Here is a 20,339-nt window from a genome sequence, read left to right on the forward strand (position 1 = left end):
AAGGAAACACGTATTTTACCGGCAGCGGGATGCAAAAAGGGCGTCCCGAAAAGACGCCCCTGGCGGTGGTGACCTGCGCTCGATCAGGCGGCAGCGACGTCTGCTTCGTCGACGTCCAGGCGTTTGATCGCTGTGCGGTTATGGTCTTTCAGCATCTGCTTGTGCTTCAGAATTTGTCGATCCAGTTTATCCATCAACATGTCGATCGCGGCATACAGGTCTTGCGCGACGCTCGCCACGTGCAGGGTCTTGCCCGACACCTGGACATTGATTTCAGCTTTTTGCCTTTTTTCTTTTTCAGTGAGGTTATCGACGGCCAGGAAGACGTGGGTATCTATGACTTGATCGAAATGGCGAATAATGCGTTCCAGCTTATTCTGAACGTATTCACGGATGGCAGGGGTTACTTCGAGATGGTGACCACTGATGGTGAGGTTCATACACACTCCTTTGAAGATGTCACGTCGCTTGCACCATACAGGAGCTGAAGGCACAGACTGTATGAGCGGCGTTGTTACAAGGCTTTGCGGAGACTGACGGGGGGGATCTTGAGCGCTTCACGGTATTTTGCGACCGTCCTGCGCGCAATGACCATGCCTTGTTCCCCGAGCATTTCCGCGATCTTGCTGTCGGATAATGGATTCTTAGGGTCTTCTGCTCCTGTCAATTGTGCGATGAGCGCACGGATTGCCGTTGAGGATGCTTCGCCTCCCGCTTCGGTGGCAACGTGGCTACCGAAGAAATACTTCAACTCGAACATGCCGTGCGGGGTCAGCATGTATTTCTGGGTTGTGACACGAGAGATCGTGCTCTCGTGCAGACCTAGTGTATCAGCTATCTCGCGCAAAACAAGGGGCCGCATGGCAACCGCGCCATGGCTGAAAAAGTTGCGCTGGCGTTCAACAATCGCCTCGGCCACACGCAGAATCGTGTCGAAACGCTGGCGCATGTTCTTGATGAGCCACTTCGCCTCTTGCATCTGCGCGCCCATCTGGCTCTCGCTGCGGCCCTGCTTGAGCATCGTGGCGTAGAGGCTGTTCACGCGCAGGCGCGGCATCACATCCGGGTTCAGCGTGACCGCCCAGCCGTTCTTGGCGCGCCGCACGATCACGTCCGGCACCACGTAATCCGACACGTTCGACGCGAACGCGGCGCCCGGATGCGGGTTGCACTGGCGGACCACGGCCTGCACTTCGCGCAGGTCTTCGTCGTCGCAATCGAGCGCTTTTTTCAGCTTGCTGTATTCGCGCTGCGCGAACCAGGTCAGGTAGCCTTCGACGATCTTCAGGGCCATGCGGCGCGTGACCATCGGCACGCCCGGCATGCGCCGGATCTGCAGCGCCAGGCATTCGGCCGCACTGCGCGCGCCCACGCCCACCGGGTCCATGCTCTGCACCATCGCCAGCGCGCAGCGCAGTTCGTCGAGGTCGACCTCGAGTTCTTCGGGCAGCCGCGCGTGGATGTCGTCGAGCGGTTCTTCCAGGTAGCCGTTGTCGTCGAGCGCGTCGATCACCAGTTCGGCCAGCGCGCGGTCGCGGGTGGAAAGCAGCGTTTCGCGCACCTGCTCCATCAGGTGTTCGCGCAGCGTGATGGCGCATGCCTCCAGCTGCGGGCGGCCGTCTTCATCGTCGCTGCTGCTACTCCCGGACGACGTGCCGCTGCCCTCGTTCCAGTCGGTGTCGGGCCGGTCGCCATCGGCCGCGCCGCCTTCAGCGCCCTCGCCCTCGGCCGGCGCGCTACCCTCGCCTTCGGCCTGCTGGCCCGGCGCCGGCGGCGCCTCGCCCGGTGCCGGCGCATTGTTGATCGCCCCATCGGCCAGCAAGCGCACCGAATGATCGAGCGGATCGTCGAGCCTTTCGAGCAGCGGGTTATCGCCCAGTATCTGCTCGATCTCCTGATGCAGTTCGAGCGTCGACAGCTGCAGCAACCGGATCGATTGCTGCAACTGTGGCGTGAGCGCCAGGTGCTGCGAAGTGCGGAGCTGAAGGGACTGTTTCATCAATTGAGTATGGCTTACATGCGGAAATGTTCACCAAGGTACACGCGGCGCACCGACTCGTCGGCGATGATATCGTCGGGACGGCCGGATGCGAGCACCGCGCCCTGATTGATGATGTAGGCGCGGTCGCAGATGCCAAGCGTCTCGCGGACATTGTGGTCGGTGATCAGGACGCCGATCTTGCGCTCCTTGAGGAAGCGCACGATGCGCTGGATCTCGATCACGGCGATCGGATCGACGCCGGCAAACGGTTCATCGAGCAGCACGAAGCGCGGGTTGGTCGCCAGTGCGCGTGCAATCTCCACGCGGCGCCGCTCACCGCCCGACAGCGACAGCGCCGGGTTCTCGCGCAGCTTTTCGATCTGCAGATCGGCCAGCAAGGTATCGAGGCGGTCGCTGATCTCGGTTTTGGTCAGCGACTTGCCGTTAACCTTCTGCAGTTCGAGCACGGCGCGGATGTTTTCTTCCACCGTCAGCTTGCGAAACACCGATGCTTCCTGCGGCAGGTACGACAGGCCGAGCACCGCGCGGCGGTGGATCGGCAGGCTGGTGATGTCGGTGCCGTTGATGCTGATCGAGCCGGCGTCCGACGGCACCAGGCCGACGATCATGTAGAACGAGGTAGTCTTGCCGGCGCCGTTCGGGCCCAACAAACCTACTACTTCGCCGCATTCGACATCGAGCGACACATCGCGCACGACCAGGCGCTTGCCATAGCTTTTCTGCAGGCCCTTGACGACCAGTGTGCTGCGATCGTTCAGTTCCGTCATTGCGTGCCTCCGGCCGGCGCACGCTTGGGCGCCAGGATCAGCGTGCCGCGTCCGCCGCCAACCTTGCTCTCGCCGCTGGCGTCATTGCGCACGGCGACGACTTCCTTGCGGTTGTCGTACGAGATGAACGGGCCAGTCATCTGGTTGGTCATCCGTTCGTTTTCGAGTTCCTTGACGACGGCGTTCGAGTACAGGCGCACCAGCTCGGAACGCTCATCGTATTCGATGCGTTCGGCCTGGCCTTCGACCCACAGGTTCGGGCCGCCGTCGCGCTTCTGGCGGAACGTGGCGGGCTTGCCGTTGGCGGCGGTGAGCGTCACGCTCATATAGCCTTCGGGCGTTTCCCTGACGACGGCGCGTTCAGCCTTGACCAGCAGCGTGCCGCGGGTCAGGATCACGTTGCCGGTGAAGGTGCGAACGCCTGCGACGCCATCGAGGTCGCCGTTATCGTATTCAAGTGCCGCCTGCTTGAGCGAGTCGGCCTTTTCGGCCATGGCGGTCAAGGAAAGGAGTGACAAAAAAGCGGCAGCAAAGAGTTTTTTCATGATGGTGCTGGTCCTGGGTTAGCACGCGCGCATGGCTGGTGGCCTTCAGCGCTGGCGTGGCGGATAGACGATACGGCCGCGGCCGGACAATTGCATCTGCATGGTCGCGTTGTTGGCCATCATGCCGGTGGCCTTGAGGCTGGACGCGCCAAGCTCCATGTCGATCGGCTGGTCGGTCTTGACGATTTCTTCGTCGGGCAACACGGTCATGGCCTGCGTGCGCACGCGCAGCGCTTCGCTGGCGGGCGTCTTCGGGCGCTGCAGATCGACGTCGCCAAACAGTTCGACGCGGTGTTCTTCATGGAAGATGCGCGCGTTCTTGGCCACCACCGTCATCGGCGGACGGCCCGGCTCGACGCCGCGCATCAGCGGCTGCTCGACGTTCGACACATCGCCCAGCGGAATATGAGCAAGGCGCTTGCCCGACACCACGTAGCTCGGCTGGCCGTTGGGCGTCATGCGGACGAACGAGAAATTCTCGACGATGTAATCCGGTTCGTCGGGCGGGCCGCCCAGCTGCGCGTCGATGTCGGTCGCCTGCATCAGCTGCAGCAGCCAGAAGCTGCCGAAGGCGAAGAACACGCCGATCACGATCATCGCCAGCAGATTCCAGCGATGCGCGGTGCGTTTGTTGGAGGCGATCGTGGCCATGGCGCTCAGGCGAAATACGGCGCGAGCGCCTGGTCATAGGTGCCCTGCGCGCGCATGACGAGGTCGCAGATCTCGCGCACCGCGCCACGTCCGCCACCGTTCTTGGTCACGTAATGCGCGCGGTGCTGCACGTCCGGATGGCCGGATGGCACCGCAACGGCAAAGCCGACGCGTGCGAACAGCGGCAGGTCGATCACGTCGTCGCCGATGTAACCGCATTGGTCGGCGGTAAAGCCGGTGGCTTCGAGCAGATTGGCAAAGCCGATGCGCTTGTCGTGGTTGCCCTGGTAGACATGCGAGATGCCCAGGTCGGCGGCGCGCCGCACGACGATCGGCGACAGGCGCGCACTGATGATCGCGGTCTGCACGCCGGATTTATTCAGCATCTGGATGCCCAGGCCATCGAGCACATTGAAGGTCTTGGTGACTTCGCCATCTGGGCCGTAGGTCAGGCTGCCGTCGGTGAGCACACCGTCGACGTCGAAGATCATGACCTTGATGCGCGCGGCGCGCTCGATGTGGGCCAATACAGGAGTGTTCATCAGATTACCTTTGCGCGGGTCAGGTCGTGGATGTGCAGCGCGCCGACCAGCTGGCCCGCCTCATCGATCACGAGCATCTGGTTGATGCGGAATTCTTCCATCACGGCGACCGCGTCGACCGCCAGCTGCTCGGGGCGCACGCTGCGCGGATTGGCGTGCATGACGTCGCGAATCAGCACGTTCGAAAAATCGTGCATGCGCTCGATCACGCGGCGCAAGTCGCCGTCGGTGAACACGCCCAGCGGGCGGCCAGCGGCATCTACCACGGCGGTCATACCCATGCCCTTCTGGCTGATCTCGAGCAGCGCCTTGACCAGCGGGACATCCAGGCCCACCGACGGAATGGCGTCACCGGTGCGCATCACGTCGCGCACGTGTGTGAGCAGGCGCCGGCCCAGCGCGCCGCCCGGATGCGACAGCGCGAAATCCTGCTCGCGGAAACCCCGCACGTCGAGCAGCGCCACGGCCAGCGCGTCGCCCATGGCCAGCGTGACGGTGGTGCTGGTGGTCGGCGCCAGGTTGAGCGTGCAGGCTTCTTTGGCCACCGCGATGTTCAGGTGGACGTCGGCCAGCCTGGCCAGGCGCGAGGCCGGCTTGCCGGTCATGGCGATCACGCGCGCACCCAGGCGCTTCACGGCCGGCAGGATGTCGAGCAGTTCGGACGATTCGCCCGAATTGGAAATGGCGATCAGGATGTCATTCGCGGTGACCATCCCCAGGTCACCGTGCGCGGCTTCGCCCGGGTGCATGAAGAACGCCGGCGTACCGGTGGACGACAGCGTGGCGGCGATCTTGCGGCCGATGTGGCCCGACTTGCCCATGCCCGAAACGACCACGCGGCCGGTGCCGGCGTAGATCAGCTGCGCGGCATCGACGAAGCTGCTGTCGTCGCCCAGACGCGCGTGCAGCGCCACGATGGCGTCGGCCTCGATGGCAAGCGTCTGGCGACCCAGTTCCAGCACGCGCTGCGCCAGGGTTTCGTCAAAACTTTTCAGCATTATTTGGTCATCAGTTACACTCATTCCAGAAGTATAAACGAATTGCGAAAGCAAAAAACTTGCCAGTCGTAACATTCGATGACAAGCACGCCTCACGGCGCATCGCCACCACAACCACCGCCCGCTTCACCCCATGCATTCTGGTCTCGAACTTACCCTGTTGCTGCTTGGCTGCGCCGTCCTTGGCGTGGTGGCCTTTCGCACCCTGCAACTGCCGCCGATGCTCGGCTACCTGGCCGTCGGCGTCCTGATCGGCCCCCACGCCCTGGCCCTGGCCGAAGACAGCCCCACCACCCACGCGCTGGGCGAATTCGGCATCGTCTTTTTGATGTTTTCGATCGGGCTCGAATTCTCGCTCGGCCAGCTGCGCTCGATGCGGCGCATCGTGTTCGGGCTGGGCCTCGGCCAGGTCGTGTCGACGGTCGCTGCAGCCATGGGCATCGGCCTGCTGGCGGCCTACCTGATGCCGCACCTGACGCTGGCCTGGCAGGCCGCGTTCGCGCTGGGCGGCGCGCTGGCCATGTCGTCCACGGCGATCGTCGTCAAGCTGCTTACCGAGCGCCTCGAGCTCGAGAGCGAACACGGGCGGCGCATCATCGGCATCCTGCTGTTCCAGGACCTGGCGGTGGTGCCGCTGTTGATCATGATCCCGGCGCTGGCGCGCGATCCGGAAGACATGGCCATCACGCTGGGCCTGGCCGCGCTGAAGGCCGGCCTGGTGCTGGCACTGCTGCTGTTCTTCGGCCAGAAGCTGATGGGCCGGTGGTTCACGATCGTGGCCAAGCGCCGCTCGCAAGAGCTGTTCATGCTCAACCTGCTGCTCGTCACACTGGGTTCGGCCTGGATCACCGAGCAGGCCGGCCTGTCGCTGGCCCTGGGCGCGTTCGTCGCCGGCATGCTCATTTCCGAAACACCCTACAAGCACCAGGTGGAAGAAGACATCAAACCGTTTCGCGACGTGCTGCTTGGCCTGTTCTTCATCACGATCGGCATGCTGCTCGACCTGCGTCTGGTGAGCCAGTACTGGTGGCAGGTCACGCTGCTGCTGGCGCTCGTGGTGCTGCTCAAGGCCGGCCTGATCGTGCTGATGGCGCGCGCCTTCGGCGCGCCGCTGGGCACCGCGCTGCGCACGGGTCTCGCGCTGGCGCAGGCCGGTGAGTTCAGCTTCGTGCTGCTCAGCCATGCATCCGGCTCGAAGCTGATCGATCCGTTCGTGATGCAGCTGGTACTGGCCTCGATGGTGCTGTCGATGCTGCTCGCGCCCTTCATCATCGGCTACATGGACCGGATCGTGATGAAGGTCGCGGCCAACGAATGGATGATGCAGTCGCTGCAACTGACGCAGCTGGCCACGCGCACCATGACCACGCAGAAGCACGTGATCATTGCCGGCTTCGGGCGCAGTGGCCAGAGCCTGGCCACGCTGCTGAAAGAAGAAGCCTTGCCGTGGTACGCGCTCGACCTGGATCCGGAGCGCGTGCAGAAGGCGCAGGCAGCCGGCGCGTCGGTCTCGTACGGCGATGCGGCGCGCCGCGAAAGCCTGATCGCGGCCGGTGTACACCGCGCCAGCGCGCTGGTGATCACCTTTGCCGACACGCGCCAGGCGCTCAAGGTGCTGCACCTGGTGCACGAACTGGCGCCCGCCCTGCCCGTGATCGTGCGCAGCCACGACGATGGCGACATGGACGTGCTCAAGGCGGCTGGCGCGACCGAGGTGGTGCCCGAAGCGCTGGAGAGCAGCCTGATGCTCGCCTCGCACGCGCTGGTCACGCTGGGGGTGCCGCTGCGCCGCGTGGTGCACCGCGTGCAGGCTGCGCGCAAGGGCCGCTACGCCACGCTGCGCGGCTACTTCCACGGTGCGGACGACAGCGGTGCGGACCTCGAACATGGCCAGGTGAAGCTGCATTCGGTGCGCCTGCACGCGCAGGCCGGCGCGATCGGTCTGTCGCTGGGCGCGTTGCAGCTGCAGGATGTGGCGGTGGAGGTCACCGCCTTGCGGCGCGGCGGCCAGAATATCGCGCCCGGCCCGGCCGTGCTGCTGGCGGCGGGCGACGTCGTGGTGCTGCGCGGCGATAGCGAAGCGGTCAGCCGCGCCGAAGAGCGGCTGCTGTAGCCATCAGGCGGCCGTGACGACCTGGTTGCGGCCCGCGGCCTTGGCCTGGTACAGCGCCGCATCAGCCGATGCGATCAGCTCCTGCGCGACGCCTTCGATGGCGTGATCGCGTTCGAAATCGGTCAGCGCCGCCACGCCGATCGACACCGTCACGGCCACCTGCTCGCCCGTGCTCAGGTCCACCGGCAAGCCGGCCACGCTCGTACGGATGCGGTTGGCGACGATGCTGGCGTTTTCCAGGTCGGCGTCGATCAGCAGAACGACGAATTCTTCGCCGCCGAAGCGGCACAGCGTATCGGACATCCGCAATTCGGCCTTGATGCGGGTGCACACCTCGCGCAGCACGTCGTCGCCGCCCTGGTGGCCGACCGTATCGTTGACGCGCTTGAAGTGGTCGATGTCGATGTACATGCAGGACAGGCGGTAGCCCTGGCGCCGCGCGCGCGCGATTTCTTCGGCCAGGCGCCGGTCCATGTAGCGCCGGTTATAGGCGCCGGTGAGCGAATCGGTCAGGCCGATGTACTTGAGCATCTCGTTGCTGATCACGTTCTCGAGGCAGATCGCGATGATCGAGCCCATATGCTCGACGAAATCGGTGCCCAGCGCCGGCGTGAACCGGCTTGCGTCCACGCTGCCCAGGTTCAGGCTGCCGATCAGGCGCTTGTTGCGCAGCAGCGGCACCAGCGCCACGCTGCGCAGATCGGCCGGCGGCTGCGGGAACATCGCGCGATGCCGGCCCGGCGCATAGGGGCCCAGGGTGGGCCGCGGCTGGCGCTCCGGCGCCATGTCAAAGCCAAGTTCGACCGCATGCTCGCAGAACATCAGGTTGGGCAGCGTTTCGAAATCGACGCCCAAGCGGTGCATGACCGTGTAGATATCGGCGTTCTGGTCGATCAGCGACAGCGTGACGATATCGAGGTCCGAGATCACCGGCAGCGTGCTGAAGATCGTGCCGACCAGGTCAGGAAAACTGCTGGCGCCGACGATCTGCAGGTCGAACGCCTGGTGGCGGCACATGATCTCGTGATTGCGCTCGGCCTGTTCGAGCAGATACGCCATGCGTGCGCGCAAGGTCTCGTTTTCCGCCATCAGTTCCCGCGACGAAATGCCCGGCTCGTGCATGAAGAATTCCTTTCAGCAATAACCGTAACATTACGCCATCCTTCCGGGCTTGGATACGAAAAACCGCCTGATCACGCAGGCGGTTAGGCGATTTTGCGACAGTGGCGCGCTCGAGCTAGAACGCCAGCTCGACGTTTAATGGCTGGCCGACGCGCAGCGTCTGGCCGATGCCCTCCTGCACGATCACGTTCATGCCCACCGTGACGGCGCCGTCCATGCGCGGATTGGCGCGCCAGGCTTGCAGGATGTCGAGCGGATCGGGGCCGGGGATGCCGGTGGTTTGGTCGACGGCCGGGATCGGGCAGCGCGCGCACGGCTTGACGGGGCGCAGCGTCATCCCATCGCTACGGAAAGCTGCGACGAAATCTTCCTCGAACGCGGCGATGCCATCCACGACGACGTTCGGGCGGAAGCGGTTCATGGGCAGCTTGGCGCGGCCGGCCTGCGCGAGTTTTGCATTTATATCGTCGAGCGAGGCCTGTCCAATCAGCAAAATCGGATAGCCATCTGAAAAGCGCGTGGCGGCCGGGACGCCTTTCGTCCATTTGGTACTGGTCGGGCGGTGCACGTCGGGGCGAAAGCGCACCAGGCGGCACGGGGCGTTCAGGGCGGTGGTGAACCAGCTCGCGGCCGCGTCACCGCAATCGGCGGCTGGGATGCGGTCTTCCCATAGCAGCACCTCGACGGTGGGTGCGGCAGCGTCGTGCGCCAGTGGCAGCTGCAGGGGTGGCATGCCGGGGGCGTCGGCGATTAACTCTGTGGCTTCGATGCGTGGGGTGATCGTGGCCATGCGCGGCACTTCACGCTGGGTCAGGAACAGGCCGTCGGGCGTGATGAGCATCCATTCGCGGTCGTGCACGCCGTTGGCCGAGAGACCGTCGCGGGCGAGACGGGCTTCAGGGACGGACAGGCCGGCGCAGGATTTGATCGGGTAGATAACGAGTTCGGTGAGGGTGGCCATGTGCTCAATCTCGGGCGGCGTAAAAAAAGGCCCCGCAGGGCCAATGTCGTAGGGTGGGCGGGTTTCCCGCCCACGCGTTCAACCCGCTTCGCCATAGCACGAAGCGAAGTGGGTTCGAACGCGTGGACGGCATAGCCGTCCACCCTACTTTGCTAGCGCGCCGGGCATCCCGGACGCGGATCAGACGTTGAACAGGAAGTTCAACACATCGCCATCCTTGACGACATATTCCTTGCCTTCAGCGCGCATCTTGCCCGCTTCCTTCGCGCCAGCCTCGCCCTTGTACGCCAAAAAGTCGTCATACGCGATCGTCTGCGCGCGGATGAAGCCGCGTTCGAAGTCGGTGTGGATCACGCCGGCCGCCTGTGGTGCGGTGTCGCCCACGTGGATGGTCCAGGCGCGCACTTCCTTCACACCGGCGGTGAAGTACGTCTGCAGGCCGAGCAGCTTGTAGGCGGCGCGGATCAGGCGATCCAGGCCCGGCTCTTCCATGCCCAGGTCGGACAGGAAGTCGGCCTTGTCGGCATCGTCCATTTCGGCGATTTCGGACTCGATCGCGGCGCTGATGGCGACGATCGGGGCGTTCTGCTCCTTGGCGTACGCGGTCAGCAGATCCAGCAGCGGGTTATTGGTAAAGCCCGTGTCGGACACGTTGGCCACGAACATCGCCGGCTTGGCCGTGATCAGGTGCAGCGTCTTGATCATTTCCATTTCGTCGGCGTCCAGACCCAGCGTGCGCACTGGCTTGCCCTGATCCAGATGCGGCATCAGGCGTTCGCAGACGGCGACCAGCTTGGTGGCATCCTTGTCGCCCGAGCGCGCTTTCTTGCCTTCGCGGTGGATCGCTTTTTCGACGGCGGTCATGTCGGCCAGCGCCAGCTCGGTCTGGATGACTTCGATATCGTCCAGCGGGCTGACCTTGCCAGCCACGTGGATCACGTTATCGTCCTGGAAGCAGCGCACGACGTTGATGATGGCGTCGGTTTCGCGGATGTGCGACAGGAACTGGTTGCCCAGGCCCTCGCCCTTCGATGCACCGGCGACCAGGCCGGCGATGTCGACGAATTCGACGATGGCATTGACCATGCGCTCAGGCTTGACGATGGCCGACAGCGCATCCATGCGTGGATCCGGCACTTCGACGACGCCGACGTTCGGTTCGATGGTGCAGAACGGATAATTTTCAGCCGGGATGCCGGCCTTGGTCAGCGCGTTGAACAGGGTGGACTTGCCGACGTTTGGCAAGCCGACGATGCCGCATTTGAGGGTCATGAGAACTCTTTCTGATTCGGTAAAAAGCGAGCGATCAATGAACCGCTCTAAACCCTGCATTGTAACCCGGACCGGCTTTTCTGCTGAAAAAAAAGGCGCACCGCCCACTTGCTGCAATGCCCGTGGTTGCCTCAATGACAAGCTAGATTGGCTGGATGCGCGCCAGGTCGGGCCGCAGCGCGAATTCGGCCAGCTCATCGCGCAGGCGCTCGCCCTCCCCGATCGCGTGGCGCCACACGCGGATGCGCTCGTCGTGGTCGAGGCCGAACGACGTGAAGTCGGTCCGGTCCGGCAATTTTCCGCGCGGCAGTGAGCGCAGGAATTCTGCGGAAGGCGTCACAAGCAGCATATTCTCCAGCCAGCTGCGGTTGGGACCGCGCGCTGTGCGTCGCCACGGCATGCTCTTGTCGAGCCAGCCGGGCACGATGTGATCGGTGAAATGGGGATACAGCACCAGTTCGCTCTTGTCCGCCCCGGCCGCGCGCGCATACGGCAAGGCCAGATGGTAGTCGATGATGCCGCCATCCCAATAGCTACCGGGAGGCGCCTCGGCGATGTCCGTCACCGCTTTCATGATCAAGGGCAGCGTGCCCGAGGCCAGCAGGCCAGAGGCCAGATTGGCGCGGGTCAGTGGCGCGAAATGCGTCGTGAAACGGTCGAACGGCTCGTGCAGCCATGGCAGGTCGCCTGCGCGCGGGCCACCGATGACCACCCTCTCCATCAAGCGCGCCAGCCAGGCCCGTGAGCCGGCATTGTGCAGCGCGGCCGAAGCGAAGCCGCGCAGTTCGGCGTGGCGGCCGACCGGCGCAGCCAGCGAACGCAGGCCACGGTCGGCCAGGATGTGCAGGCGATGATGGGGATGTCCGACGATGTCGTCTTCGTGCCCGCTGACCAGTTCGGCCAGCAGGGCTTGCACGACATCGTCGATTTCTTGCGCACTGGGTTTCAGGCGCGTGTAGCGCTGGCCGGTGTAGAGTTCGGCCAGGCGGGCAAACGCTTTCACCGGATCCTTCTGGCACGCGGCCGCCATGCGCCAGGCGCCGATGGAGGCGCCGATCAGGGTGCGTTCTCGCGGCGCCGTCGGCAACCACTCGCCGAACAGCCATGCATCGAGCGAGGCGAAGATCAGGCCCTTGGGGCCGCCCGCCGCAGCAGGCACGATGGCAATGTCCTGCGCGCGCATGCCATGCGCGGCGATCTGGGCCATGGCAAGTGGGCCGGCCTGGAAGGTAAGCGCTCTCATCGTGAAATTATCGCAGAAGTCCGGCCGACAGCAGCCGCTTGCGCGACATCAATCCTGCACCGGTGCCGCCCCGTACCATGGGTCGGTCGTGTGTCGGGAGATTGCCATGATGCTGCGCTTTATCGTCATGCTGTGTCTGCTTCTGTGGCCTTTACTTGGGCTGCAGCCGGCATGCGCGCGTGATACGGGCGTCGAGCGCCACGTACGCCACTTTGTCGTCAAGCCCAGTGGCGCTTATCTGCTCACGGTCGAACAAATCAGGACCGTCGTGCAGCGCGATGCGCTGCACGACCACGCCCGGTACGAGATCGGCTACAACCAGGCGCTCGACGACATCATCGCCGTCGAAGCGCATACCGAGAAGGCCGACGGACGCCTGCTCGCCGTGCAGCCGCATCAGATCCGCGACCAGCAACAAGCCGCCTCGATCAACGCCCCGATGTTCCAGAACACACGCCTGAAGATTGTCGAGTTTCCCGACGCCGACGCCGGAGACCGGGTGGCGGTGCGCTATGTCGTGCGGCGCCACACGCCGCTGTTTCCCGGCCATTTCGAAGACCTGTCCAGTGCCCGGCTCCAGCGCCAGTGCGACTTCCGGGTGGTCTATGACATGCCGGTCGCTATGCTGCTGCACGCCGACGCCATCGGTTTTTTGCCCACGACGATTACCGACCTGCCCCCGCCGGCAGCCGGCAAGCGCCGCTACGCCTGGTGCTATCTCGATGGCGACAATGCCCGACCAGAGGCCGGCTCGGTCAGCGAACTTGACTACGGCAAGCGGCTCGCCGTCTCCACCTTCGCCGATTACGCCGCCCTTGCCCGTGCCTATCAGAACCACGTGGGCGCACGCGCGGTGCCCGACGACACGGTGGCGGCACTTGCAGCGCGCGTGACCGGTAATGTGGTCGAGCCCCGTGCGCGTGCGATCGCGTTATCCGACTGGGTGCGCCACAACGTGCGTTACGTGGCCGGATATCTCGGCCCTGGCGGCGTCGTGCCGCACGCGGCGGCCAGCGTGCTGGCCAATCGCTACGGCGACGCCAAGGACCACACAACGCTGCTCGTCGCCCTGCTGGCCAGCGCCGGCATTGACAGCACCGTTGCCCTCGTCAACAACGGCAACGCCTACCAGCTGCCAGCCGTGCCCACGCTGGGCGTGCTCAATCACGCGATCGTCTACGTTCCGGCACTACAGCTGTATTTCGATCCGACGGCCAAGAACGTGGCAGGCGGCTTCTTGCCTGCAGCCTTGCTCGGCAAACCCGCAGTACTGACGCGCTCGGGCGAGTTCGCGATGCTTCCCTTCTTCCAGCAGGCGCATAGCCGCACGCTCACGCAGTTCACCATCCAGCCCGATGGCAGCAGCCGCTTGAGGGTCACGCGCACCGGCAGCGGCGCCCTGGCAGAACAGTACCGGCGCGTCCCGGGCGGCAATGTCGCAAGATCGTTGCGCGGCGCCAGCAACGGCTTCACGCAACTGCCCGACCCGGCGCGGCTGGCCACGACCTACGATCTGAAGGGTAGCTTGGGTGATGCCGTATTGACGTTCGCGCAGGAACCCGAGCGACACCAGGATTTCGTGTGTCCGGCGATCGATGCCGAGGACGAATTGCGCTTTCATTTACCGACGCGCTCGCGCGTGCTGACACTGCCGCGCCCCGTGCATGTAGACGACGCCAACTTTGCCTATCACTCGCGCTATGCGCGGCGCGGCGCGCTGGTGACGGTACAGCGTCAGCTCAAGTTTCGCCACACGGCGGCAACTTGCACGCCCGACGACTACCGGCGCATGCGGCCAGCTCTCGAGCGCATGCTGCGCGACCTGCGCTCGCAGGTCGTTTTCAAACGTGGATGACGATGGCAGTGCGCCAGCGAATCAGGCGGTGTGCAACCGCATCGTGGCCGTGTCGAACTTGCCTTCACAGACCAGCGGAATGATGTGCAGGCTCTTGTCGATCGATTCTTCGATCAGGCTCTGCTCTTCACGGCGCGGGCGTTGCAGCACGAAGTCAGCCACCACCTGCTGCAGGTTCATCGTGCGCGGGTGGCCGATGCCAAGGCGCAGGCGCCAGTAATCCTGGGTGCCCAGCGCCGCCGTGATGTCCTTCAGGCCGTTGTGGCCACCGGACGAACCGCCCTTCTTGAGCTTGGCAACGCCCGGTGGCAGGTCGAGTTCGTCGTGCACGACCAGCACTTCATCCGGATTGATTTTATAAAAGCGCGCCAGGCCGCCCACCGACTGGCCGGAGCGGTTCATATAAGTCTGCGGCTCGAGCAGCCAGACGTCGTTGCCGGCAATCGACGTCTTGGCGACCAGGGCGTTGAAACGCGATTCGCGCTGCAGACGGCAGCCGGGCAAGCCATTGGCGAGATTGTCCACGAGCCAGAAGCCGGCATTGTGGCGGGTTTGTTCGTACTCGGGGCCGGGATTGCCGAGGCCAACGATCAGTCGAATGGGCATGCGTGAGATTCTGTCGAGAAAAGGCGATTATCGCCGAAACGTGCAAATCAAAAAATAAAAACCCGCCGGGCAAGCCGCGGCGGGTTTCTGTGCGATGCGCCGCCGGAGCGACGCGTCAGCTGCGATTACTCGGCAGCTGGGGTCTCTTCAGCGGTGACTGCGCCGCGTGGGATGGTTGCGGTGACGATGGTCAGGTTCTGGCCATGGGTCAGTGCGGTGACGCCTTCTGGCAGGACCAGGTCGTCGGTGTGGATCGAGTTACCGGCTTCCAGGTTTGCCAGGTCGACTTCGATGAACTCTGGCAGTTGGCCTGGCAGGCACGACACTTCCAGCTCGTTCAGCACGTGCGAGATGACAGCGCTGTTCAGCTTGACGGCTGGCGAGTTCTCGGCGTTGACGAAGTGGAAAGCGACCTTGGTGTGCACTGGCTTCGACGAATCGACGCGCTGGAAGTCAGCGTGCAGGACCAGTTGCTTGAACGCGTGCATCTGGAAGTCACGCAGCAGGACTTGCTGGGTCTTGCCGTCGATTTCCAGGTCCAGAACCGAACCGTGGAACGCTTCTTTTTTCAGCGCGTGCCACAGGGCGTTGCCGTCCAGGGCGATCAGCTCAGGCGTACCTGCGCCACCGTAGATGATGCCTGGCGTTTGACCAGCTTTACGCAGGCGGCGGCTCGCTCCGGTCCCCTGCAGAGTGCGGTTGAATGCGACTACTTTCATGTGATACTCCAAAAATAAAACAGGCCCGAATGCCGAAGAAAACAATCAACAGCCCGGTAGCCAAGTGGCGACCACCCCCGCGACCAGGGGCAGTCAGGAAAGAGCGCATTGTTACGCGCTCAAAAGATACGGAAATCGACATGTACGGCCTCACCGTACATGTCGTCCCCGCGCAGGCGGGGACCCAAGTGTTATTTACACCAACGGCGCGCCGGCTGTTTAGCCAGGCGCGCCGTGAAAAACGACGTCGATATGAAGCTTAGTCGACGAACAGCGAAATCACCGAGTCGCCCTTGACGATCCGCTTGAAGGTCTCGGCCAGCAGCGGTGCGCAGGTCAGCTGGCGGATCTTGCCGCAAGCGGCGCCGGCAGCGCTGAGCGGGATGGTGTCGGTGACGACCAGTTCATCCAGCGGCGAGTTCGCAATGCGTTCGATCGCTGGGCCGGACAGCACCGGGTGCGTACAGTAAGCAACCACCTTCTTGGCGCCGCGCTCCTTGAGCACTTCGGCAGCCTTGCACAGCGTGCCTGCGGTGTCGACCATGTCATCCATGATCACGCAGTTGCGGCCTTCGACTTCACCGATGATGTTCATCACTTCGGACACGTTCGCCTTCGGACGACGCTTGTCGATGATCGCCAGGTCGCAACCCAGGCGCTTGGCCAGGGCGCGTGCGCGCACCACACCGCCGACGTCTGGCGAGACAACCAGCAGGTCGTCGTAGTTGCGCTTCTGCAGATCGCTCAGCAGGATTGGCGACGCGTAGATATTGTCGACCGGGATATCGAAGAAACCCTGGATCTGGTCAGCGTGCAGGTCCATGATCAGGACGCGCTCGACGCCGGCTTTTTCCAGCATGTTCGCCACGACCTTGGCCGAGATCGCAACACGCGCCGAACGCGGGCGACGATCTTGACGGGCATAACCGAAGTAAGGAATCGCTGCAGTGATACGGCCAGCCGAGGCGCGCTTGAGAGCGTCGACCATCAGGATAATTTCCATCAGGCTGTCGTTGGTCGGGGCGCAGGTCGATTGCAGGACGAAGACATCCTTGCCGCGCACGTTCTCATTGATTTCGACCATGACTTCGCCGTCAGAAAACTTCGAGACGACAGCCTTGCCGAGTGGAATACCGAGGCTTTTTGCGACCCCTTCTGCTAGCGCCGGATTGGCATTGCCGGTAAAAACCATCAGGTTTTCGTAAGCCATGGGAGTCCCAAAAGGTAAGAAGCGTTAATACAGTAGAAAAACAATCAGCCGGCTATACCGGCTGATTAACATGCTGATGTGGCGCTTGGCACCGCATCGCGATTCTCTTGCTGGACGCATCAGCATCGACAGAACAAGAAAACTTTGGCAGGGGAACAAGGATTCGAACCTTGGAATGCCGGAATCAAAATCCGGTGCCTTAACCAACTTGGCGATTCCCCTACACGACCTGTAGTGCTTGCCGCTTCACATTGTGCTGCACATCTTCTGTGCTGCTCAGCGTCGCGACAGGCAAAATTTTATTCTACAACTCACTGATTTGCAAGAGCGATTTTTTCAGCGGGTGTATCTTCAACGACTTCGCTTTCCATGCCGCATACTTCTGCGGCACCTGCGCCAACACCTGGTCGGCAGCGTCTTCGCTGGAGACTGCGCAAAACACGCATGCCCCTGAGCCAGTCATCCTGGCATCACCATAGCTGCTCAACCATTCAACCGCTTCAGCTACCGGCGGGAACAGGCGCATCGCCACGTTCTGCAAATCATTTTTACCAAACCCCACCATGCTGCCTGAATTGATGTGGCTGGAAAAGTCCGCTATTCTGACCGGCTTTGCGTCTCTTGTCAAATCTGCCGCAGAAAAAATGGCAGGCGTTGGCACCGCAACACCGGGTTCGAGCACGACGTACCAGCAATCGGGGCCGTCTACAGCCTGCAAGGCCTCCCCCACCCCTTCCGCAAACGCCGTCTCGCCAAACAGAAAGAACGGGATATCGGCGCCCAGCGGCAAGCCCAGCGCCATCAATTCTTCGCGCGTGAGACCCGCCTGCCACAAGTGGTTTGCCGCCATCAGCGCCGTGGCGGCATCGGACGAACCACCACCCAGCCCGCCACCCATCGGCAGGACCTTCTCGACCGCCACATCGATGCCCGGCGGCAGGCGCCCATGGCGGCGCGCGTATTCTGCCTGCAACAGGCGCAGCGCGCGCACGATCAGATCCTGGTCATGCGGCACGCCGGGCACGTCGGTCGTGCGCACGATGCGCTCATCGTCGCGCAGGTCGAAGTGCAGACGGTCGGCGCGGTCGATCAGCTGGAACACGCTTTGCAGCAGGTGGTAGCCATCGGCGCGCCGGCCAATGACGTGCAAAAACAGGTTGAGCTTGGCCGGGGCCGGGCAATCGTGCAGGGAGCGCATGGAATCAGGCCGCCGGATTGACGACGATACGGATCGCCAGATCCTGGATATCCCCCGACGCGGCGCGCTCGGCCTGGATCAGGCGCGGCACTGGCGCAGCGGCAGCAGCACCGGCAGCAGCGTCACTACCGCCAGCCGCCTGCCAGTCGACGAAGCGCAGGCGCCAGCCATCCTTGGTCGTCACGCTGTTGCTGGCCGGCGAAGCGCGAAAACGCTGACCCTGTGCATCGACCGCATAGCCCTGCAGCCAGTCGCGCAAGCCCGACACGGGCAAAGGCCAGCCAAGCGTCTGCTGGGTCAGGCTATCGATGTCGGCCGCTGTGCGCGGTTCCTGGCCGGCCTGCGTGAGCGTGGCCGAGCCTGGCGTGACATTGATCGCAGCGACCGTCTGGCCCAGCGGCGACATCAAGGTGACGTCGATCGTGCCCGGACGCTGCTCCCAGTTGAAACTGCCACTGATCGATTCGGGCCGGCCATCCTTTTGGTAATTCACCGACAGGCGCCCTGCCAGGTCAATGGTTTCGCGATACGCGCCGACCGTGGCGGTGGACAGGTTGGCGGTACTTGTCGCACAACCGGTCAGGACCGTGGCAGCAAGGGCGAGAATGGCAAGGCGTCGGGTAAGCAGCATCATGGGGCAGCAAAAAATCGCAGCAAATCAATTGAACAGAGATGGATTATTTCACAAGGACAGGCCAAGGCGGGTCAGCGTCTCGCGCAAGGCCTCGTTCTGCGGGTCCTTGGCGCGGGCATCGCGCCAGAGTGCCTGGGCAGCCGACTTATCGCCCTTCTGCCACAGCACTTCACCCAGGTGAATGCCGATTTCAGCATCCTTGCGCACGCCATACGCGCGGCGCAGGAACTTTTCGGCTTCGTTCAAGTTGCCCATGCGGTAGTGAATCCAGCCCATGCTGTCCATGATGAAGGGATCGTCCGGCGCCATCTCGAGCGCCTTCGCGATGAGCCCGTAGGCTTCCTGCAGGCGCACATTGCGTTCGGCCAGCGAGTAGCCGAGCGCATTGTAGGCATGGTGATTGTCGGGTGCCTGCGCCATCACTTCGCGCAACTGCGCCTCCATCACATCGACCTTGCCCATTTTTTCGGCCAGCAGCGCGAAGTCGTACAGCAGATCGGGATTCTTCGGGAAGCGCTGCGCCGCTGCTTCCATCACCGCATACGCCTCCGGCAGCTGGTTGGCCTGGCGCAGCAGTTGCGCGTCGGCCGCCATCAACTGGGCCTGGCGCGCCGGCTCGGTCGGTTTGACCTCGGCCAGCAGCGCACGCGCAGCAGTCAGGTCGCCGCCCTTGTTCGTCAAATGCGCGCGGCGCAATTGCGCGTTGAAGCGGGTTTGCTCATCGGTGTTCTCTGGCACCTTGTTCAGCCACAGCAGCGCGCCGGCAAGGTCGCCCCGCTCTTCAGCCAGCTGCGACAGGATCAGCAGCGCGCGCGACGGATCGCGTTCGTCGTTCGGATTGCGACCGAGCACGTCCACGAAGCGCGTGAAATAGGTTTCGGCACCAGGGGCATCGTCCGTTTGCGTGGCCAGGATGCCCAGCGCATACAGCGTCGCCGCATTGTCCGGCTGCACCTTGAGCAGCGACTCGAACTCGCGCCGCGCGGCCGGATAATCCTTGCGGTTGACCAGTACGCGGGCATAGGCGGCGCGCACATCGTTCGCCTTCGGATAGGTCTTGAGGAATTTCTCCATCATGGCCACCACCTGCGCCTCGTCGTCGGTGACCTGCGCCAGCATCAACAGGGCGATCTCGGCGTCGGGCTTGGCGGCCAGCGCCGACTGGGCGTACGTGCGGGCCAGTGCCTTGTCGCCGCGCACCAGCGCGATCTGGGCGCGCACGATGCGCGCTTCCATCATCTTGTCGTACGGCTCGATCAGGCGCTCGAGCATGGCCAGCGCAGCGTCCTTGTCCTTGGCCCGGCCCAGCAACTGCTGGACCTGGAACATCAGGACGCCACGCCGGGCAGCCGGCGCTTCACGCAGGCGCTCTTCGAACACGGGCTCGAGCTCGGCGATCTTTTCGGACGTGACCACCATGCCGACGAAGTACTGGGTCGCTTCGTCGGATTCGGGATCGAGCCGGTACCACAGGCGCACCGCGGCGAGCGTGTCGTCAGCCTGCTTGGCAGCGACGGCCATCTCGGCAGCGCGCCGGGCCAGGCGCGGATCGCGCGTTTGCTGGGCCAGGCTCAGCACCGTCAGGTACGGGCCTTGCCAGTCGCCATTGCGAAACGCAAATTCGGCCTTAAGTAACTGGTCGAGCATGACCGGGGTCATTTCGACCTTCGGCAGGCGGGCTTCTTCCTCGGCTTTTTGCTTGGCGGCCTGCGCTTCGTCATCGAGCAAGGGCTCGACGGCGGGGGTGGACGCGGCCTGGACATCGGCGGCGACGGAGTGCTGTTGCGGTACGACAGCACATGCCGTCAACAGACCGGAGAGGGTTACAATGGCGAAAGCGTTTTTCAAAGCAAGTCCAGAAGTCCAAAGTGAGTTTGATTCTACGCTCATGCGCAGACCTG

19 protein-coding genes and 1 tRNA gene are annotated in these 20,339 nt (G+C 63.6%); 2 read left to right on the top strand and 18 right to left on the bottom strand.

The window, feature by feature from the left end; genetic code table 11:
* Window positions 1–83 precede the first annotated feature (83 nt).
* The 7 genes from hpf to HD842_RS10480 form a co-directional block, all read right to left on the bottom strand.
* Window positions 84–440 carry a ribosome hibernation-promoting factor, HPF/YfiA family gene (gene hpf, locus HD842_RS10450; protein ID WP_183554132.1) on the bottom strand — a complete coding sequence of 119 codons (357 nt, stop codon included), beginning with the start codon at window positions 438–440 and terminating at the stop codon, window positions 84–86.
* A gap of 74 nt (window positions 441–514) precedes the next feature.
* Window positions 515–1,999 (bottom strand): RNA polymerase factor sigma-54, encoded by a 1,485-nt coding sequence (locus HD842_RS10455; protein ID WP_183554133.1) that lies wholly within the window; start codon window positions 1,997–1,999, stop codon window positions 515–517.
* Between the two features lie 14 nt (window positions 2,000–2,013).
* On the bottom strand, window positions 2,014–2,769 hold the full coding sequence (gene lptB, locus HD842_RS10460) for an LPS export ABC transporter ATP-binding protein (protein WP_183554134.1): 756 nt from the start codon (window positions 2,767–2,769) through the stop codon (window positions 2,014–2,016).
* The gene (gene lptA, locus HD842_RS10465; RefSeq protein ID WP_183554135.1) at window positions 2,766–3,314 is read right to left on the bottom strand and encodes a lipopolysaccharide transport periplasmic protein LptA; all 549 of its coding nucleotides are present in this window, start codon (window positions 3,312–3,314) and stop codon (window positions 2,766–2,768) included. Before lptA ends, lptB begins: the two co-directional genes overlap by 4 nt.
* A 45-nt stretch (window positions 3,315–3,359) precedes the next feature.
* Window positions 3,360–3,965 (bottom strand): LPS export ABC transporter periplasmic protein LptC, encoded by a 606-nt coding sequence (lptC, locus tag HD842_RS10470; RefSeq protein WP_183554137.1) that lies wholly within the window; start codon window positions 3,963–3,965, stop codon window positions 3,360–3,362.
* A gap of 5 nt (window positions 3,966–3,970) precedes the next feature.
* Complete coding sequence (locus HD842_RS10475) at window positions 3,971–4,507, bottom strand: KdsC family phosphatase (RefSeq protein WP_183554139.1); 537 nt, start codon at window positions 4,505–4,507, stop codon at window positions 3,971–3,973.
* Window positions 4,507–5,529, bottom strand: coding sequence for a KpsF/GutQ family sugar-phosphate isomerase (locus HD842_RS10480; RefSeq protein ID WP_183554141.1), 1,023 nt, complete (start codon window positions 5,527–5,529; stop codon window positions 4,507–4,509). The genes HD842_RS10475 and HD842_RS10480 overlap by 1 nt, the downstream gene beginning before the upstream one ends.
* A 109-nt stretch (window positions 5,530–5,638) precedes the next feature.
* Between HD842_RS10480 and HD842_RS10485 the strand changes: the two genes are divergently transcribed.
* Window positions 5,639–7,618, top strand: coding sequence for a cation:proton antiporter domain-containing protein (locus HD842_RS10485; RefSeq protein ID WP_183554143.1), 1,980 nt, complete (start codon window positions 5,639–5,641; stop codon window positions 7,616–7,618).
* 3 nt (window positions 7,619–7,621) lie between these two features.
* Here the strand turns inward: HD842_RS10485 and HD842_RS10490 are convergent, their stop codons facing one another.
* The 4 genes from HD842_RS10490 to HD842_RS10505 all read right to left on the bottom strand — a co-directional run bounded on the left by HD842_RS10490 (window position 7,622) and on the right by HD842_RS10505 (window position 12,216).
* Window positions 7,622–8,740: a DUF484 family protein gene (locus tag HD842_RS10490; protein ID WP_183554145.1), complete on the bottom strand. Its 1,119-nt coding sequence runs from the start codon at window positions 8,738–8,740 to the stop codon at window positions 7,622–7,624.
* Between the two features lie 115 nt (window positions 8,741–8,855).
* Window positions 8,856–9,701, bottom strand: coding sequence for an MOSC domain-containing protein (locus HD842_RS10495; RefSeq protein WP_183554147.1), 846 nt, complete (start codon window positions 9,699–9,701; stop codon window positions 8,856–8,858).
* A gap of 180 nt (window positions 9,702–9,881) precedes the next feature.
* Window positions 9,882–10,973, bottom strand: coding sequence for a redox-regulated ATPase YchF (gene ychF / locus HD842_RS10500; RefSeq protein ID WP_183554149.1), 1,092 nt, complete (start codon window positions 10,971–10,973; stop codon window positions 9,882–9,884).
* A gap of 142 nt (window positions 10,974–11,115) precedes the next feature.
* Window positions 11,116–12,216 carry a patatin-like phospholipase family protein gene (locus HD842_RS10505; RefSeq protein ID WP_183554151.1) on the bottom strand — a complete coding sequence of 367 codons (1,101 nt, stop codon included), beginning with the start codon at window positions 12,214–12,216 and terminating at the stop codon, window positions 11,116–11,118.
* A 106-nt stretch (window positions 12,217–12,322) separates the two neighbouring features.
* Here HD842_RS10505 and HD842_RS10510 point away from each other — a divergent pair, with 106 nt between their 5' ends.
* The gene (locus HD842_RS10510; RefSeq protein ID WP_183554153.1) at window positions 12,323–14,071 is read left to right on the top strand and encodes a DUF3857 domain-containing transglutaminase family protein; all 1,749 of its coding nucleotides are present in this window, start codon (window positions 12,323–12,325) and stop codon (window positions 14,069–14,071) included.
* Window positions 14,072–14,092: 21 nt separating this feature from the next.
* Here the strand turns inward: HD842_RS10510 and pth are convergent, their stop codons facing one another.
* From pth to HD842_RS10545, 7 genes are all read right to left on the bottom strand, one after another.
* Window positions 14,093–14,677, bottom strand: coding sequence for an aminoacyl-tRNA hydrolase (pth, locus tag HD842_RS10515; protein WP_183554155.1), 585 nt, complete (start codon window positions 14,675–14,677; stop codon window positions 14,093–14,095).
* A 125-nt stretch (window positions 14,678–14,802) separates the two neighbouring features.
* Window positions 14,803–15,396: a 50S ribosomal protein L25/general stress protein Ctc gene (locus HD842_RS10520; protein ID WP_183554157.1), complete on the bottom strand. Its 594-nt coding sequence runs from the start codon at window positions 15,394–15,396 to the stop codon at window positions 14,803–14,805.
* Between the two features lie 259 nt (window positions 15,397–15,655).
* Complete coding sequence (locus HD842_RS10525; RefSeq protein ID WP_183554159.1) at window positions 15,656–16,606, bottom strand: ribose-phosphate pyrophosphokinase; 951 nt, start codon at window positions 16,604–16,606, stop codon at window positions 15,656–15,658.
* 145 nt (window positions 16,607–16,751) lie between these two features.
* Window positions 16,752–16,828: transfer RNA gene (locus HD842_RS10530), tRNA-Gln, on the bottom strand.
* Between the two features lie 82 nt (window positions 16,829–16,910).
* A complete protein-coding gene (gene ispE / locus HD842_RS10535; protein ID WP_183554161.1) occupies window positions 16,911–17,804 on the bottom strand; it encodes a 4-(cytidine 5'-diphospho)-2-C-methyl-D-erythritol kinase in 894 nt (297 codons plus the stop codon).
* A 4-nt stretch (window positions 17,805–17,808) separates the two neighbouring features.
* Window positions 17,809–18,435 (bottom strand): lipoprotein insertase outer membrane protein LolB, encoded by a 627-nt coding sequence (gene lolB / locus HD842_RS10540; RefSeq protein WP_183555276.1) that lies wholly within the window; start codon window positions 18,433–18,435, stop codon window positions 17,809–17,811.
* A gap of 51 nt (window positions 18,436–18,486) precedes the next feature.
* A complete protein-coding gene (locus HD842_RS10545; RefSeq protein ID WP_308638346.1) occupies window positions 18,487–20,286 on the bottom strand; it encodes a tetratricopeptide repeat protein in 1,800 nt (599 codons plus the stop codon).
* Between the last annotated feature and the right edge of the window lie 53 nt (window positions 20,287–20,339).

It is taken from the genome of Massilia aurea (genome assembly GCF_014200505.1).
GTDB lineage: Bacteria > Pseudomonadota > Gammaproteobacteria > Burkholderiales > Burkholderiaceae_D > Telluria > Telluria aurea_B.